At 68.9% G+C, this 16,246-nt stretch carries 14 protein-coding genes; 8 read left to right on the forward strand and 6 right to left on the reverse strand.

Features of this window, described 5'->3' with window-relative positions:
- Positions 1-132: 132 nt before the first annotated feature.
- A complete protein-coding gene (locus AC0T5L_RS05610; RefSeq protein ID WP_476164285.1) occupies positions 133-3,168 on the forward strand; it encodes a helicase-related protein in 3,036 nt (1,011 codons plus the stop codon).
- Positions 3,168-7,244 (forward strand): Eco57I restriction-modification methylase domain-containing protein, encoded by a 4,077-nt coding sequence (locus AC0T5L_RS05615; protein ID WP_476164286.1) that lies wholly within the window; start codon positions 3,168-3,170, stop codon positions 7,242-7,244. Before AC0T5L_RS05610 ends, AC0T5L_RS05615 begins: the two co-directional genes overlap by 1 nt.
- Positions 7,245-7,311: 67 nt before the next feature.
- On the opposite strand, the gene AC0T5L_RS05620 is transcribed toward AC0T5L_RS05615, so the two are convergent.
- Positions 7,312-7,524, reverse strand: a complete 213-nt coding sequence (locus AC0T5L_RS05620; RefSeq protein WP_476164287.1) for a DUF397 domain-containing protein — start codon at positions 7,522-7,524, stop codon at positions 7,312-7,314.
- The gene (locus AC0T5L_RS05625) at positions 7,524-8,420 is read right to left on the reverse strand and encodes a helix-turn-helix domain-containing protein (protein WP_476164288.1); all 897 of its coding nucleotides are present in this window, start codon (positions 8,418-8,420) and stop codon (positions 7,524-7,526) included. The genes AC0T5L_RS05620 and AC0T5L_RS05625 overlap by 1 nt, the downstream gene beginning before the upstream one ends.
- Before the next feature lie 195 nt (positions 8,421-8,615).
- Between AC0T5L_RS05625 and AC0T5L_RS05630 the strand changes: the two genes are divergently transcribed.
- The 3 genes from AC0T5L_RS05630 (at position 8,616) to AC0T5L_RS05640 (ending at position 10,676) form a co-directional block, all read left to right on the forward strand.
- Positions 8,616-9,539, forward strand: coding sequence for a helix-turn-helix domain-containing protein (locus tag AC0T5L_RS05630; RefSeq protein ID WP_476164289.1), 924 nt, complete (start codon positions 8,616-8,618; stop codon positions 9,537-9,539).
- A gap of 97 nt (positions 9,540-9,636) precedes the next feature.
- Positions 9,637-10,176 carry an ATP-binding protein gene (locus AC0T5L_RS05635; RefSeq protein ID WP_476164290.1) on the forward strand — a complete coding sequence of 180 codons (540 nt, stop codon included), beginning with the start codon at positions 9,637-9,639 and terminating at the stop codon, positions 10,174-10,176.
- Complete coding sequence (locus tag AC0T5L_RS05640; protein ID WP_476164291.1) at positions 10,173-10,676, forward strand: hypothetical protein; 504 nt, start codon at positions 10,173-10,175, stop codon at positions 10,674-10,676. The genes AC0T5L_RS05635 and AC0T5L_RS05640 overlap by 4 nt, the downstream gene beginning before the upstream one ends.
- 76 nt (positions 10,677-10,752) lie before the next feature.
- Here AC0T5L_RS05640 and AC0T5L_RS05645 read toward each other — a convergent pair whose 3' ends face one another.
- Genes AC0T5L_RS05645 through AC0T5L_RS05660 form a run of 4 tightly spaced genes read right to left on the reverse strand, consistent with a single transcriptional unit; the run spans position 10,753 to position 13,950 of the window.
- Positions 10,753-11,334 carry a GNAT family N-acetyltransferase gene (locus AC0T5L_RS05645; protein WP_476164292.1) on the reverse strand — a complete coding sequence of 194 codons (582 nt, stop codon included), beginning with the start codon at positions 11,332-11,334 and terminating at the stop codon, positions 10,753-10,755.
- Positions 11,327-12,043 (reverse strand): lasso peptide biosynthesis B2 protein, encoded by a 717-nt coding sequence (locus tag AC0T5L_RS05650; RefSeq protein WP_476164293.1) that lies wholly within the window; start codon positions 12,041-12,043, stop codon positions 11,327-11,329. Before AC0T5L_RS05650 ends, AC0T5L_RS05645 begins: the two co-directional genes overlap by 8 nt.
- Complete coding sequence (locus tag AC0T5L_RS05655) at positions 12,040-13,758, reverse strand: albusnodin/ikarugamycin family macrolactam cyclase (RefSeq protein WP_476164294.1); 1,719 nt, start codon at positions 13,756-13,758, stop codon at positions 12,040-12,042. Before AC0T5L_RS05655 ends, AC0T5L_RS05650 begins: the two co-directional genes overlap by 4 nt.
- A 48-nt stretch (positions 13,759-13,806) precedes the next feature.
- Positions 13,807-13,950 (reverse strand): albusnodin family lasso peptide, encoded by a 144-nt coding sequence (locus AC0T5L_RS05660; RefSeq protein WP_476164295.1) that lies wholly within the window; start codon positions 13,948-13,950, stop codon positions 13,807-13,809.
- A 120-nt stretch (positions 13,951-14,070) separates the two neighbouring features.
- On the opposite strand from AC0T5L_RS05660, the gene AC0T5L_RS05665 reads away from it, so the two are divergent.
- The 3 genes from AC0T5L_RS05665 (at position 14,071) to AC0T5L_RS05675 (ending at position 16,066) form a co-directional block, all read left to right on the forward strand.
- Entirely contained in the window at positions 14,071-14,817 is a 747-nt protein-coding gene (locus AC0T5L_RS05665; protein ID WP_476164296.1) for an XRE family transcriptional regulator, read from the forward strand.
- Between the two features lie 8 nt (positions 14,818-14,825).
- Positions 14,826-15,293: an NUDIX hydrolase gene (locus tag AC0T5L_RS05670; RefSeq protein ID WP_476164297.1), complete on the forward strand. Its 468-nt coding sequence runs from the start codon at positions 14,826-14,828 to the stop codon at positions 15,291-15,293.
- Positions 15,294-15,643: 350 nt separating this feature from the next.
- Complete coding sequence (locus AC0T5L_RS05675; RefSeq protein ID WP_476164298.1) at positions 15,644-16,066, forward strand: hypothetical protein; 423 nt, start codon at positions 15,644-15,646, stop codon at positions 16,064-16,066.
- Positions 16,067-16,246 lie beyond the last annotated feature (180 nt).

Consider the following 16,246-nt stretch of genomic DNA (forward strand, 5'->3'; position numbering starts at 1 on the left):
GCCTGATCCCACAATCTTGTACCTGTGGCCACTCGCGGCGCAGAGAAGGCCCACAGGCACAGGATCACCGCAGTGGGGTCACCACAGACTTCTTCCCGATTTCGCACGACACGACGTGAGGACCTCCTCCACATGACCACCACGTACGCCCCCGGCTCCCTGGTCTCGGCCCGTGGGCGGGAATGGGTAGTGCTCCCCGAGAGCGCCTCCGACATGCTGGTACTGCGGCCCCTGGGCGGCGGTGACGACGACGTGGCCGCGCTCTTCCCCGCCTTCGAGGAGGTCGAGGAGGCCAGCTTCGCCCCGCCCACCCCCGACGACCTCGGCAACGCCCAGGCGGCCGGGCTGCTGCGCTCGGCTCTGCGCATCGGCTTCCGCTCCGGCGCGGGCCCCTTCCGTTCCCTGGCCGGGATCGCCGTCCAGCCGCGCGCCTACCAGCTGGTGCCCCTGCTCATGGCGCTGCGCCAGCAGACCGTGCGCATGCTCATCTCCGACGACGTCGGTATTGGCAAGACCGTCGAGGCCGGGCTCATCGCCTCCGAACTCCTGGCCCAGGGTGAGGCCAGCGGCTTGGCCGTGCTGTGCTCCCCGGCCCTGGCCGAGCAGTGGCAGGAGGAGCTGCGGAGCAAGTTCGGCATCGACGCCGAACTCGTGCTCGCCTCCACCGTCTCGCGCCTGGAGCGCGGCCTGGACCTCGGACAGTCCCTGTTCGACAAGCACAAGCACGTCATCATCTCCACCGACTTCATCAAGTCCACCCGGCACCGCGACGACTTCGTCCGCCACTGCCCGGACCTCGTGATCGTGGACGAGGCGCACACCTGCGTGTCCGCCGACGACGTCGCCTCCAAGCAGAATCAGCTGCGCTACGAACTCCTCCAGAAGGTCGCCGCCGACGCCGAGCGCCACCTGCTGCTGGTCACCGCCACCCCGCACAGCGGCAAGGAGTCGGCCTTCCGCAACCTCCTGGGACTGGTCAAGCCGGAGCTGGCCGACGCCGACCTGGACACCGACGCCGGGCGCAAGCTGCTGGCCCGCCACTTCGTTCAGCGCAAACGCGCCGACGTGCGCCAGTACCTGACCCGCGAGAGCGACGGCCTGGCCGACGACAGCCTGGCCGAGACCACCGCCTTCCCCTCCGACCGCGAGTTCACCGAGCAGGCCTACAAGCTCTCCCCGGCCTACCGGGCGCTGCTGGAGGACGCCATCGCCTACGCCAGCGAGCGCGTCCGGCAGGCCAAGGGCCAGAGCCGCCGCGACGCCCGCATCGCCTGGTGGTCGGCGATCGCCCTGCTGCGGTCCATGGTCTCCTCGCCCCGGGCCGCCGCCAAGACCCTCACCACCCGCTCGGCCGCGGCCGCCGCCCAGACCCCGGAGGAGGCCGACGCGCTCGGCGCCCCGCTCATCCGCGACGCCGCCGACGTCGACGCCCTGGAGGGCATGGACACCGCCCCCGGCGCCGAGACTGAGAGCGGGCTTGAAGGCGGAACCGGGGGCGGGGGCCGCAGCCCCGGCGCCCCGAAGGACCGCCTGCTGGAGCTGGCCGAGCGCGCCGAGCAGCTGGAGGGCCCCGAGGGCGACCTCAAGCTCAAGGCGCTGATCACCTACCTCAACGGCCTGCTCGCCGAGGGGTACAACCCCATCGTCTTCTGCCGCTACATCGACACCGCCGAGTACGTCGCCGCCCACCTCAGCGGCGCGAAGGACCCCAAGGGCAAGAGCCCCATCAACAAGGGCGGCAAGAACGGCTGGAAGGCCACCGTCAAGGCGGTCACCGGCAAGCTGTCCCCGCAGCAGCGCGTCGAGCGCATCGACGAACTAGCCGAGGAGGCCGCCGACGCGGCCGGAGCCGAGGGGCAGGCGGGAACCCGCCGGGTCCTGGTCGCCACCGACTGCCTGTCCGAGGGCGTCAACCTCCAGCACTACTTCGACGCGGTGATCCACTACGACCTGGCCTGGAACCCCACCCGCCACGACCAGCGCGAGGGCCGCGTGGACCGGTACGGGCAGCAGCGCGACAAGGTCCGCGTGATCACCCTGTACGGCAGCGACAACGGTATCGACGGCAAGGTGCTGGAGGTGCTGATCCGCAAGCACCAGCAGATCCGCAAGGACCTGGGCATCTCCGTCTCCGTGCCCGACGAGACCTCCACCGGCGTCACCGACGCCATCGTCGAATGGCTGCTGATGCGCGGCCAGGGTCAGCAGGAGGCCCTGTTCGAGGCCGAGGACATCAAGGTCGACACCGGTCAGACCGAACTGCTCTGGAAGTCGGCGATCGACCGGGAGAAGACCTCCCGCGCCCGGTTCGCCCAGCGCGCCATCCACCCCGAGGAGGTGGCCCGCGAGGTCGCCGCGATCCGCGAGACCCTCGGCGGCACCGGCGAGGTCCGCGCGTTCGCCGAGAACGCCCTGCGTGGGCTCGAAGCCCAGATCACCCGGCTGCCTGATGGCGGGGTGGGTTTCCGAGCTGATGTGTCTACCACCCCGGCGGGCCTGAAGGACGCCCTCGCGCCCCTGGTCGGCGCGGACGTGGTGGACAGGAACAGGCCGCTGCCCTTCCGCGACACCGCCGCCGTCCCCCGGGGCGAGGCCGCCCTCGTGCGCACCGATCCGGTCGTGGGGGCGCTGGCCTCCCACGTGCTCGACGCCGCCCTGGACAGCGGCACGGCGGGACCCCGCCCGGCCCGCCGCTGCGGGGTGGTGCGCACCGACGCCGTGGACAAGCGCACCACGCTGCTGCTGGTGCGCTACCGGTTCCACCTGACCCTGCCCTCCCGGCACGGGATCCGGCAGCTGGTAGCCGAGGACGCCCGCCTGCTCGCCTTCACCGGGGCACCGGACCGGGCCGAGTGGCTCGGCCAGGGCGAGGCGATCGCCCTGCTGGAGGCCCAGGCCACCGAGAACACCGCCCCGGCCATGGGCGAGAACACCATGCGGCGGGTGCTGGACGCCCTGCCCGCCACCGCCGACCACTTGGCCGCCTATGGCGACGAACTCGCCGCTGAGCTGGCCGACTCCCACCGCCGGGTGCGGATCGCCTCCGACGAGATCCGCCGCGGCCTGAAGGTCGAGGCCCAAAAGCCCGCCGACATCCTCGGCGTCTACGTCTACCTGCCCGATGGTTCCGCTCCCGCTGCCGCTGCTCCCGCCGGAGGTTCCGCCTGATGTCCGCTGTCGCTCGAAACCAGGTGCTGACCGCCGTGCACACCGTCGGCGGCCTGCTGCCCACCGACATGCTTGCCCGCATCGCCGAGGGCAGGGACGTGCCCGGTGCCAAGCCCGCCGACTACGGGGTGATCGGTGCCCGCTCGGTCAGTGACGAGGCCGAACGCCACTGGGACTACCTCAAGGGTGTGTGGAAGGAGCTGCGCAAGGAGCTGCCCACGGAGACGCAGAAGGACGCCCGGCCCGCCGTCGACTCGGTGAACGCCGCCCTGCCGCAGTGGGTGGAGCCGCTGTTCAACGAGCTCGGCTTCGGCCGGCTCACGGCAGGACCGGGGGAGGGCATCGCCAGCGACGACGGGAACAAGACCTTCCAGGTCTCCCATTTGTGGCAGCACGTGCCGATCCACGCGGTGGCCTGGCACGCCGACCTGGACAAGCGTTCTGGAGAAGCGGGCACGGCCCCGCCGCAGTCCCACGTGCAGGAGATGCTCAACAGCTCCTCGGCGCACCTGTGGGCGGTGGTGACCAACGGCCGCCAGCTCCGGCTGCTGCGCGACTCCAGCGCGCTGGCTACGGCGGCGTACGTGGAGTTCGACCTTGAGGCCATTTTTGATGGCGAGCTGTTCAGCGAGTTCGTGCTGCTGTACCGGCTGCTGCATGCCTCCCGGTTCGAGGTCAAGCCGGACGAGGCGCCTTCGGCCTGCTGGCTGGAGAAGTGGCGTGCCGACGCGATCGAGTCGGGTGCGCGTGCGGTTCGTCAACTCAGTGGAAACGTCCGCGAGGCCATCCAGGTTCTGGGCACGGGTTTCCTGAAGCACCCGGCCAACGCCGACCTGCGCAGAGACCTGGACGTGAAGGCGTTCCATGGCGCACTGCTGCGGCTGGTCTACCGGATGCTGTTCCTGTTCGTTGCCGAGGACCGGGGTGCGCTGCACCCGCCCACGGCTGATGAGCAGGCGAAGGAGCGGTATGCGAAGTACTTCTCGTCCGCGCGGCTGCGTCGTCACGCCCGCAGGCGACGGGGCACCACTCACGGGGACCAGTACGAAGCGCTGCGAATCGTTCTGGATGCCTTGGGGGACGTGAACGGGCGACCTGAACTGGGGCTGCCCGCACTCGGCGGCCTGTTCACCGACACCGAAGCAGACGAGCCGCTGCGCGGGCTTGCGCTTTCCAACGAGAATCTGCTCAAGGCAGTCCGTCACCTTGCCCAGGTGTGGGACAAGGACGCCAGGCGGTGGCGCTCAGTGAACTACCGCGACCTGGACGCGGAGGAGTTCGGGTCCGTCTATGAGTCCCTGCTGGAGCTGGTTCCGAAGTACAGCGATGCGGAGCGCTCTTTCGAACTGATCGGGATCGGCGGTAACGACCGTAAGACGACAGGGTCGTACTACACGCCGTCCTCTCTGATCGAGACCCTGCTGAACTCCTCGCTGGACCCGGTGATCGATGACGCCGTCAAGCGAGGTGAAGAGAAAGCCGGGCAGCCTGATGCTGCCGAGGCGATCGTCGCGGAGCTGCTGGAGCTGACCGTGTGCGACCCGGCGTGCGGATCCGGGCACTTCCTCGTCGCCGCTGCACGGCGTATCGCCAAGAAGGTCGCGGCTGTGCGTGAGGGCAACCCGGAGCCGACCGTGGACGCGGTGCGCCACGCCATGCACGAGGTGGTCGCGCGGTGCATCTACGGGGTGGACCTCAACCCGATGGCCGTGGAGTTGGCCAAGGTGTCGCTGTGGCTGGAGGCGCTGGAACCGGGCAAGCCGCTCAACTTCCTGGACGCGCATGTGAAGCACGGCAACGCGCTCATCGGTGTGACCCCGTCGCTGCTCAAGGGCGGCATCCCCGATGAGGCGTTCAAGCCGATCGAGGGTGACGACAAGAAGTACGCGCGCTTCCTCGCCAAGACCAACAAGGCCGAGCGCGGCGGGCAGCTCGGACTGTTCGACATCAAGAGCGATGCGGCTGGTGTCACCAACACCGCTCTGGCTGAGAGCCTGCGTCAGATCACGGCGGTGGTGGGTGACTCGCTGCACCAGGTGCGCGACCAAGAGGCGGCCTACCGGCAGTGGACCGACTCCGACGAGTACCTGCGTAATCGACGGACCGCGGATGCCTGGTGCTCGGCGTTCGTGTGGAAGAAGACGCAGGAGGCTCCGCGTGCGGTGACCCAGGAGGTCCTCTACAAGATCGCCAACGCCAAGGGCAACGGCGCACCGTTCACCACGGTTGAGGAGATCGACCGGTTGCGGGACCAGTACCGGTTCTTCCACTGGCACCTGGAGTTCCCGGACGTGTTCAGCGTTCCGGAGAGCGGCAGGGGAGTGGATGAGGTAACGGGGTGGGCTGGTGGGTTCGACTGTGTGCTCGGAAACCCGCCGTGGGAGCGGATCAAGCTCCAGGAGCAGGAGTTCTTCGCCCAGCGAGACGAGGCGATCGCTACCGCCCGCAACGCCGCTGAGCGTAAGCGGATGATCGCTGATCTGAAGAAAGACGCCGACCGCTCTGCCCTGTATCAGGAGTTCGAGGACGCCAAGCGCAAGGCCGAAGGTGAGAGCCACTTCCTGCGCATCAGCGGGCGTTACCCGCTGACCGGTCGTGGGGACATCAATACCTACGCGGTATTCTCTGAGACCGACCGAGCGTTGGTCGGCCCACGGGGCCGCATGGGTGTGATCGTTCCGACCGGTATCGCCACGGACGCGACCACCCAGCACTTCTTCAAGGACCTGGTGGAGAGCGGTTCCATCGCCGCGCTCTACGACTTTGAGAACGCGGCTCCTCTGTTCGAGGATGTGCACCGCTCGTTCAAGTTCTGCATCCTGTCTCTGGCAGGCCGTGAGCTGCGCGAACCCGAAGCGTCCTTCGCGTTCTTCGTGCACGATCCTGCCGAATTGGACGACGCCGACAAGGCGTTCACCATGACTCCGGAGGAGATCAAACTCCTCAACCCCAACACCGGAACCTGTCCGGTCTTCCGTTCCCGCCGCGATGCAGAGATCACCTTGAGTATCTACAAGCGGGTTCCAGTGCTGGTCAAGGAAGGCGATCCCAACGGGAACCCGTGGGGTGTGTCGTTCATGCGAATGTTCGACATGTCGAACGACTCGCACCTGTTCCACACTCGAGAGCAGCTCGAAGACGACGGCTGGCGTCTTGAAGGAAACGTCTTCACCAAGGGTAGCGAGCGTATGCTGCCTCTGTACGAGGCGAAGATGCTTCACCACTACGACCACCGTTGGGCTACCTACACCGAGGGTGGCAACACCCGGGACTTCACCTTGAAGGAGAAGCAGGACCCAGGCGCTGCGGTCCTTCCCCGTTACTGGGTATCGGAGACTGCCACGGAGACTGGTGAGGTAGACAAGAGCGGCGACCCGATCATGGCCCCCGGAGCGCAGACCAAGCTGGACGCAGCTGGTTGGGAACGTGGCTGGCTCCTCGGTTGGCGCGACATCTGTCGTTCCACTGACGAGCGAACTATGATTGATAGTGTCTTTCCGAGGGCTGCTGCTCCGGATGGCAATCTTCTTGCGATGCCGCAATCTTCTCCCGTTTCTGGTCTTGTTGCCTGCCTTTCTTCATATGCCCTTGACTTTGTTGCTCGGCAAAAAGTTGGCGGAACCCACCTCAAGTTCTTTACAGTATTTCAGCTTGCTGTTGCGTCCCCTGGGCAAGTTCGAGTATTTGAAGAGTTCATTTCTCCACGTGTAGTCGAATTGGCATACACCGCGTACGAAATGGAGAGTTTCGCACGAGACCTGGGTGATGAGGGAGTGCCGTTCCGGTGGGACGAAGAGCGTCGTGACATCATGCGGGCAGAGTTGGACGCGCTGTTCTTCCGCCTCTACGGGATCAACCGTGATGACGTGGAGTACATCATGGAGACCTTTCCCATCGTGAAGCGCAAGGACGAGGCGAAGTACGGCACCTATCGGACCAAGGAAATCATTCTGGAGATCTATGACCGGATGGCGAAAGTCGGTGTCTCGCTCGACACTCCGTTGATCGACGGCGAGAGCTTCACTTCCACCCTCACTCCGCCGCCTGGCCACGGTCCCCGGCACGCCCCTGCCTGATCCGTAAAGCGTTCGGCCCCGCCTGCTGGCTCACAGCAGGCGGGGCCGAACGTGTGTCTTCGTGGCTCTAGCGGAAGTCGTCCCGAGTGGTGCTAACGAAGGCGCGCCACTCGTCGGCGCCGAAGAAGAGCGCGCCTAGCGCCCGGTTCTTGGTGTCCCGGACCCCGGTGACCGGTCCTTCTGCGACCTCTACACAGGCACCACGTTCGGCACTGTAGCTTGCGGTGTGCCAGGGGGAGACGGGCGCCAACGTCGCCTCGGTGGTTTCGTGCTCAGTCATCAGAGCCTCTCCGGTTCGTCCGCTAGGCGGCGGATGAAGTCTTGCGTGTCGTCCAACGGCAGGGCAGCGGCCTGCATGTACTCGAACCTGTGCTCGTGGTCGGCAAGTTCCTTGCTGCCCTCAAAGAAGTGGCCGCTCGGGAGAACGTCAATGTAGCCCACCCGGTCGGTTTCGCCGAGGTGCAGGAGGGTGTAGCCGCAGGGCTGCGCCATGCCCTTGGACAGTAGCAGGACCTGAATGTCGATGTTCGGGCGCTTGTTCAGCTCCATAAGATGCTCGAACTGGGTCCGCATCACCTGCGGCCCACCGACGAGGCAGCGCAGCGCCGACTCGTCGATGATCTCCCAGATCCGGGGCGGGTTGTCGCGGTCCAGGATGCTGGTGCCGCGCTCGATCCGTGCGGCGATGCGCTTCTGTCGCTCCTCCGGGTCTGCCACGATTCCTCGTGACATCAGGGCTTCTATGTAGTCCTGATGCTGGAAGAGCCCAGGGATGACGCCCATGGCGTACTCCTGGATCTTGGCGGCCTCGTTCTCCAGGCTGTAGAAGGCGTTGCCCGCCACATCCTCGTGCTGGAACCACCAGGGCTTCTGCTTGCGGGCTGCCTTGGCGATCTCCACCAGCTCTTCCCGTAGTGCTTCGCTCGCGCCATACAGGCGGCAGAGCGCGGCCACGGCTTCCGTGGTCAGCCGGACGAACCGCCCGTTCTCGATTCTGTAGAGCTTGCTGGTGTCCCACCCCAGCTCGTTGGCTACCTGCTCCTGGGACAGCTTGGCCTGGGTTCTGAGCCGCTTGAGCTGGCTCACCAGGTAGTGCCTGCGGACGGGGGAGCCCTGGGCCACAGCAGTCTCCTTCGTTCTGTCGACGTCGCGCTGGTCGGTGGGGTTCTGGAACATCATCTCACCGGATCCAAAAGGGTCATGTCTCCATAATGCGGACCACTTTAAATGCAAGCCTTGTAAATTCTATGGCCTGTGTCTAGCTTAGGGATGACGGCGAGGCCCCGCACACAGCCGGGACGCCTCGCGGCGGCGGTTGCGCGCACCCTTCCCCGGGCTGCGCGCAGGCAAGAACTACGCGGAGGACCAGCCATGGCCGGTGAACAGCGGATACGCACGAACGGGAACATCGAGAGTGGGGGAGGAGCGTCCGAACCCTGGGTGCGGTTCGGGGCTCGGGTGCGAGCCGCGAGGGAGAACGCCGGACTGTCCCTCCAACAGCTAGGGCGCGGACTGTTCACCGACCTGCGCGAGGTCCGCCAGATTGAGGCCGGCGACCACATCCCCGGCCTGCGAACGGCGATGACCCTGGACCGCGAGCTGGGTGCCGAAGGAGTCCTCTGGGACGCCTGGGCACAGACCCACATCACCACCCGGCTCAAGGAGGGCGCCACGGTCTCCGGCCTGATGTACGAACTCTTCCAGCTGCGCGCCTACGCGCCGCTGATGATCCCCGAGCCCTTCCTCCTAGCCGAGTACGCCGCCGCCCTGGACCGGGTCGAGCGCCCCCTGGAACGCCACGACCGCATCGAGGACCGCCCCCGCGTCGGCGACCACGTCCGGGGCGGCGGCCCGCCCTACTTCTGCCTGGTCATCGACGAACCGGCCCTGACCCGGGTGGTCGTGGACCCCGAGGTCACCCGCCGCCAGCTCCAGTACCTGCTCAAGCTCGTCACCGGCAGGCGGCTCGCCCTGCACGTCATCCCCGAGGACGCCACCCACCACCCCGGCCTGCGCGGCGCGTTCTGGACGCTGTCCTTCTCACCCCGGCACACCCTGGCCTACACCCCGCACCCGCGCGGGCCCGGCCACCTGGTCACCGACGCCGTCCAGGCCAAGGGCTACGCCGACCTCTTCGCCACCCTCCAGAGCACCGCCCTGCCCGCCCACGAGTCCCTCCGCCTCCTGGAGGCCGCCGTGACGGAGCAGGAGGGCCGGCCCCGGGCGATCACCGCCGGTACCGGCCGCACGGACACCGCCCCGACCGGCGCGGGCACCGTGCCCGCCGTCCGCTGAGGGCGCACGAAAAAGGCCCTGGCGGGTGCTGCACACACCCGCCAGGGCGAGCGCCGACAACCCGTTCACACTCATGAAGAAGAAGGAGCATGCCGACATGGCCATTGTGCCGCACCCCCGCGCCCCCATCCACACCCCCACTCCCGGCTTCGCCGGGCGGCGCTGGCCCTCCCGCGTCTACCCCGGCGACCTCGCCCAGGCCTCCTGGGTGCGTGAGGACCTGCGCGCCGACCTGTTCCGCCTGGAGGGTCTGTGCCCCGACCTGGCCGAGACCGTGGTGCTGTGCGCTAGCGAGATGTTCGCCAACGCCGCCGAGCACTCCCGCTCCGGCGAGGCGGACGGCCGCGTCGTCCGCACCCTGTCCCAGCCCACCGCCCGCACCCTGCATCTGGGCATCACCGACGACGGTGCCCGCGAGGCCCGCCCGCCGAGCCCGAGGATTCCGCGACAGCGCACGGTGGCCGAGTGGGAGGAGGCCGAGCGCGGTCGGGGCCTGCTGCTCATCGACTCCCTGGCCGCGTCCTGGGGTACCCGCGCGGTGGTGGACTTCCCGTTCTGCGCCGGACTGGGCACGGTCGTGTGGGCCGAGTTCACCCTCACCCCCGCCACCAGCACCCCCGCCGGACCCCTGCGATGAGCGCCGAGCCGGTCTCGGCCGGGGTGCGCGCGGTGCTGGACGCATCCCGGGGACGGCGCTTCTCCCGCCCCGGCGCCTCGGCCGTGCTCGCCCCGCCCACCCGGGAGCAGCGCCTCCTGGCCCGGATGGAGGGCAACCCGCGCGTGGCCCACCGGCTGGAACACGGCGAACTGCCCGCCTGGATGCGCGTCCACGCCGCCCGGCTGGCCGAACGCGACACCCCGCCGCCCGAGGGCCCGCGCACACCTCCGATCCCGCCCGGGCGTCCCCGGGAACCGGTGGTTCCGCGCCCGCGCCCGGCCCCCGACGACGGCCCGTTCCCGCCCCGCCGGGAGCGCCCGCCGCTGCCAAGCCGCCGCCCCCGTGATCCACGCAGCCGACGCCCGCACAGCCACCGCAAACCCCGCCGCCTGGGCCGCACCGCCTGGCGCCTGGGCGGCTACACCCTCGCCGCCCTGGCCGGGGCCCTCGCCCACCACCTCACCGCGGGTCTGCTGTAGCCGCCCGCACCCGCACACCCACCGGAAGGCCGCGCCGAAACACTCGTCCCGGCGCGGCCTTCACCTTCTTTCTCTGTCAGCCGTCCGCGTCTACGATCACCGACGGCCAGGGGAAGTCCTCAGGCAGGGCGTCCATGACCACCTCGCCGCAGCGGCGCCCTCTCCACTGCCCGGCGCTGCGCATGGTGCCCACTTCCCGGAACCCCGCTTTGGCGTAGGCGTTGCGTCCGGCGGTGTTGGGCTCCAGGACCTTGAGCCAGACCATCTCCAGCCCGATGACGTGGAAGGCGTAGTCCAGCGTCAGCCGTGTGGCCGTGGTGCCCACGCCTTTCCCCCGACTCTCGGGCGCGATGACGAGGACGAACTCAGCGGTGCGCACCTGGTGGTCGATGAGCAGGCTGGCCAGCCCGCACGGGGCCGACCCGCTTCCCCGTGTGTCGTAGACGGTGAAGCGCGCCTGGTCAGGGGCTCCGCGTAGCTGGTGCTCCAGGCCTTCGGCCCGGGACTCGGGGCTCTCGGGTACCTGTCGTCCGTAACCGAGTACGGCGCCCGGGTCGCTCTCCCACCGCCAGTACTCGCGGGCCAGGTCGGCGCGCAGCGCTCCCAGGGCGATGCCCTCGGCCTCGGCCCACAGGACCGGTTCGGCGATGTCACTCACAGGACTCCTCGAAGGGTGTGTAGTCGGTGATGTCGTCGGACTCGGCGACCGGTCGGCCGCTGACCTCGACCCAGGCGTGCAACCGCACCGGATCGGTGGCGACCCCGTGCCGGAAAGCGGCTCGGTACCCCGCCCAGCGCAGAGCGACGGTGGTCGCCGCGGCCTCCTCCCAACATGCCACGCGCAGCGGCAGCAGGCGGTCTGCTTTCCTCACCGCGTACGCTGCCTCGACCGCCGCGGCATGGTCGGCGATACCTACTACCGCCTTCCGTGTCAGTCGCCGGGTACGGGAGAACGCGCTCCTGCGGCTTCCCGGTCCACCGACCAGCACGGCGAGCAGCGCGAGGGCGCCCAGAAGGTACCAGCGCAGGGAGGCCCGGGGGATCGGTGCGAGCGCGGCGGGGCTGTCTCGCGTCCCCCAACTGGGTGAGGAAGGAACTCCCGGCCTGACGCTGTCCCAGGCACGGGGGCTCTCGCCCCCGATGAGCACCCCTGTGTTCACCAGCGCCACAAGAGTTGGCTCCTGATCGGGGGACGGGGAGAGTGCTGAGGCCACACCTTGTGCGGTGCACAGGCGCGAGATGACCTGAGCGGCTTCCCCAGAGAGCAGCAGCACCGCACCCTTCTCCACGTCCAGGACGACGCATGCGGTCGGGAAGCAGACCAGCCGCAGGTGCGCGGCGGGGAAGAGGGATGGCGGGAGGGTCACCTGTTCGCCTCCTGCCGTGCCGGGGCCCGCGTCCATGCGGGCGGAGGGCTCGCTTCGACCGTGCGCCCCCACACCTCGGCGGCGATCACCGGCTCCAGCAGCCCCCACGGCGTGTCCCTGCCCGAGGCCGCCGCGTGCAGCTCTGCGCGTACTGCCCGGGCATCGATCAGGCCGTGGCCCGCCAACCAGCCGTCGACGAGAAGGGCCGACACTTCCGGCAGGTGCGCACGCAACCCCAGGTGGTGGTCGGCGTCCGTGCCGCCCTTGGTGCGCCGCTGCGCCACCGCTCTGGGCAGGACGTCCCGCATCGCCTCCGTCAACTGCGGTTTGTAGCTCCAGGGCGACCCCCGGTCCCCGACACGGAAGGCCAGAGCGGCCTCCACCACGGCCCTGTCCAGGAAGGGGGACTCCAGGCGGACCCCGAAAGGCGCGGCGAACTGCGCGTCCGCGTGGGCGGTGCGCCCGATGCCGCGCAGTGTGAGCAGTTCCGCGTCGCTGCTCAGCAGGCCCACGGCGCTGGGGGCGGGCCCGGAGACGGCCATGTCCTGTGCCTTCGAAGTGAGCCAACGCGGTAAGGGCCCGCGCCCGGGCCGGGCCAAGCGCGGCAGCAGACGGGCCGGGCTCCTGCGGTCGAGCTTGGCCCACCCGTGCAGGTCCCGCAGAGCGCGCAGCACACGGCCGCGCGCCGCCAGCCTGAGCGTGAGCTCGGGTGACTGCATCAACAGCGCGTCGCCTCCGTCGCCGCTCACGTGGAGTGTGCTTCCGGCAGCGCGGATCCGCTCGTAGGCCAGCACGTGCCGGGCACTGGTGATGGTGGCCGGAGCCGGTTCGTCGGTCGGCGGTACCCGCTCCAAGCCGCTGTAGGGGAGTTCCGCCTCGGTCAGGGGCAACAGCACGTGGTGCACGCCGGGTCGCCCGCGTGCGGCCTCGCGTGCGTGGTCCAGGTCGCCGCCGTGGTTCCTGGACGCGGGGTGGACCGTCCATGCGATGAGGGGGCGTGCCCCCGCAGCCTGCTTCGCGGCGAGAAGGCACAGCGTGGTCGAGTCCAGCCCCCCGCTCAGATCACAGGAGAGGTGCTCGGCCTGCGCGAGCCGTACCGCGACGGCCCTTTCCAGGGCGCTTCTGAACAGCCGGACAGCCTCGGCTCGTGGCGCGCTCCTGGGTGGCGACCACCACCGGCCGACCGTGCTATGCCCTTCTCCGCACACTTCCAGGCGATGCCCCGGTGGGACGGTGCGTACCCGCTCAAAAGCGCTCCGGTTCGCCGCGTGCCGCCCCACCGGATCCGCCAGAAGGCCCGACACCCATGCCAGGTCCACCCCGGTGCCGGTGACACCCGCCAGGGCACGGCTGGAGGATGCCCACACCACAGAACCCTCCACCTCACAGAAGTGGAGCGGCAGCGCGTGAGCGGGATCGGTGAACACGGCCGCACCTCCCGGATGGGTGACGACGACCGTGTAGGTCCCAGGCCAAGGGGGCGGACCGGAGCGCCAGTCCCCCGACAGCCACGTCCGCAGACCGTCGGCGGACACCGTGTGGGTGCCGAGTACCGCCCCGTGCAGAGGGCCGGCTTCGGCGGAGGTCACGGCGATCCCGGCACCCGAGCCCACGATCCACAGCTCCCCACAGGGGAGCGATAGGGACCATGCGGGGGAGGCGGGCCGTATGGCGGGGGATCCGGTGGCCGTGGCCACTCCGCCGAACCATTCCATGTCTCTCCTGTCCTTCAGAGGCGCACGGCCTCCGGATCCCGCATCGGCCTACTGGTACTTGTAGCGCTTGTCCTCGCTACCGCTCCTGCTGCTGGTTCCCTCGGTCAGCTCCACTGCGTCACCGATCTCGATGACGACAGGGGGAAGGGTTTCCGGCTCGAATGTCTCCGTGGGTCGAGTGCTGTCCTGCATCGTTGCGTGCTCCTCTGCTCATGCCGTATGTGGAGCCATCAGTCTGTCCGCGCCCTGCGGGACGCCTCTACCGCACGAAGGCCGCCTCGAAAGACGTCCCGGTGCGGTAGAAACGTCCCCATGCCCCCCAATGAACGGCTTCGCATCTGCCTGGAACGGTCCGGGCACACGGCGGCCTCCCTCGCCGTGCACGTGGGTACCGACCCCAAGACCGTGGCCCGCTGGATCAGCACCGGACGTGTGCCCCACCGCCGCAACGCCCACGCGGTGGCACGTGTACTCGGTGCGGACGTCCGCGAACTCTGGCCCTCCCTGGAACGGCGGGCCAAAGAAACGGCAGGCGCGGACAAGGACCTGGTGGCTGTTCACCGCCAACGCTCCGACGTATCAGCCGAGCAGTGGCGGGACATGTTCGCGGCGGCTGAGAGGTCCATCGACCTCCTGGTCTACGCGGCCCTGTTCCTCCACGAGCAGATCCCCGAATGGAACGACCTGCTCAGAGGTAGGGCCGAGGGCGGCGTTCGCGTGCGGGTGCTCATCGGGGATCCCGACTGCGAGGCCGTGCGTGTGCGCGGGGAGGAGGAGAGCTTCGGCCACGGCATCCAGTCCCGCTGCCGCCTGGCCGCGATGCACTACCGGCCGCTGACGGCGACTCCGGGAGTCGCGGTGAGGGTGCACTCCACGACGCTGTACAACTCGCTCTACCGGGCCGACGACCACATGTACGTCAACACGCACCTGTACGGGGTCAACGCCTACGGCAACCCGCTGCTGCGGCTGAAGCGCACGGCTCCTCGGGGGCTGTTCGACGCTTATGCCGCCAGTATGGACGCCGTATGGCGCACAGCTCGACCGCTTGAGGAGTGAAGCAGCACATGGTTCGTACCGAGTACTACGACGATCCGGACGCGCCCGTTCCCAACAGCCTGGTGGTCGCGGCCAGTGCGGCCGTGTTCGACGACGGGGGCCGTCTGCTGTTGCAGCGTCGGGTGGACAACGGGTTGTGGGCGATGCCGGGCGGGGCGATGGAGATGAGCGAGAGCCTGCCCGAGGCGGCCGTGCGGGAGGTGCGGGAGGAGACCGGCTACGAGGTCGAGGTGACGGGGCTGGTGGGCACCTACACCGATGCCCGGCACGTCATCGCCTACGGCGACGGGGAGGTGCGCCGCCAGTTCAACGTGTGCTTCCGCGCTCGCGTGGTGGGCGGCCGTCTGGCGGTCAGCGACGAGTCGCACGAGGTGGGCTGGTTCGGTTCCGAGGAGGTGGCGGGGCTTCGGATGCACCACACTCAGCGGCTGCGCGTGGAGCACGCGTTTGCTGGAGATGCACCCCACGCGGGTTGACACGCTGCCGTGCCGTCCGCGGCGTCCGCACAGCCACCGCGAACCTCGATGCCTGGGCCGCACCGCCTGGTACCTGGGCGGTTACACCATCGCCGCTGTCGCCGGGGCCTGCGCTCACCACCTCGCCGCGGGCCTGTTCTGAGGACCACCCCGGCCCGCGCACATCGACGGCCGCGCCGACCCCTTCGGGGCCCGGCGCGGCCGCCACCGCTCCTCCAGCTCACCGTCAGTCGCCCACGCTGTTCTCACCCTGAGCATCGCACCGGAGATCCGTACTCAGGGCTGAGAAGGAGCTGGGTAAACGTTCCCTACTACCATCAAAATCTCTGATCGGTCTCGTGGGTGATGCCGTGCTCGCTAGGGTCGTCCCATGGCAGACGGGGACGCTGACTGCCTGGCAAAGAGCCCGAGCGCCGGACGGACGGGAGTCGGCGGCCGAATACCTGATCGCGGCGACCTGCATCCTGGCCACCAGTGGAGAGCTCAACGTCTCGACCTCCCTGGTGGACGATGAGGGAGTCGACCTGGTCTTCCATCGGCGTGGAACGTCTCGCACACTGGCGGTCCAGGTCAAGGCGCGCATGTCCGACGGCACAATGGTGCGCGAGCAGGAGCGGTGTGTGGCGCTCGTCCGTTCCCAGATCTTCCGCCCCCGCCCCGACCTGGACCTGTTCTTCGCGGTGGTCGACCCTCAGGTGGGGGCTCTGCGGACCGCCTGGCTGGTTCCCAGCCAGGAGTTCACAGCCATGGAGCCCTCCCTCGACTCCCACTGAAGGTTCCGGTTCAACGCCTCGATGAAGCCGGGGTCCCGCGATCAGTGGGTACCGTTCCGTCTTTCCCCCGACCAGCTCGCCGGCCGCATTCTGCAGCGCCTCGACCAGTTCAAGGAGCGAGAGCGGCCGGGATAGGGCACAGCTCCGCCTCCGTATGCCAGGCGGAGCCGGTCACACGCT

This window comes from Nocardiopsis sp. TRM 82005, from assembly GCF_056312425.1.

Excerpts from the sequence above, each read along its gene's own strand:
- AC0T5L_RS05610 (WP_476164285.1), top strand. The coding sequence starts at position 133 with ATGACCACCACGTACGCCCCCGGCTCCCTGGTCTCGGCCCGTGGGCGG.
- AC0T5L_RS05615 (WP_476164286.1), top strand. The coding sequence starts at position 3,168 with ATGTCCGCTGTCGCTCGAAACCAGGTGCTGACCGCCGTGCACACCGTC.
- AC0T5L_RS05620 (WP_476164287.1), bottom strand. The coding sequence starts at position 7,524 with ATGACTGAGCACGAAACCACCGAGGCGACGTTGGCGCCCGTCTCCCCC.
- AC0T5L_RS05625 (WP_476164288.1), bottom strand. The coding sequence starts at position 8,420 with ATGTTCCAGAACCCCACCGACCAGCGCGACGTCGACAGAACGAAGGAG.
- AC0T5L_RS05630 (WP_476164289.1), top strand. The coding sequence starts at position 8,616 with ATGGCCGGTGAACAGCGGATACGCACGAACGGGAACATCGAGAGTGGG.
- AC0T5L_RS05635 (WP_476164290.1), top strand. The coding sequence starts at position 9,637 with ATGGCCATTGTGCCGCACCCCCGCGCCCCCATCCACACCCCCACTCCC.
- AC0T5L_RS05640 (WP_476164291.1), top strand. The coding sequence starts at position 10,173 with ATGAGCGCCGAGCCGGTCTCGGCCGGGGTGCGCGCGGTGCTGGACGCA.
- AC0T5L_RS05655 (WP_476164294.1), bottom strand. The coding sequence starts at position 13,758 with ATGGAATGGTTCGGCGGAGTGGCCACGGCCACCGGATCCCCCGCCATA.
- AC0T5L_RS05660 (WP_476164295.1), bottom strand. The coding sequence starts at position 13,950 with ATGCAGGACAGCACTCGACCCACGGAGACATTCGAGCCGGAAACCCTT.
- AC0T5L_RS05665 (WP_476164296.1), top strand. The coding sequence starts at position 14,071 with ATGCCCCCCAATGAACGGCTTCGCATCTGCCTGGAACGGTCCGGGCAC.
- AC0T5L_RS05670 (WP_476164297.1), top strand. The coding sequence starts at position 14,826 with ATGGTTCGTACCGAGTACTACGACGATCCGGACGCGCCCGTTCCCAAC.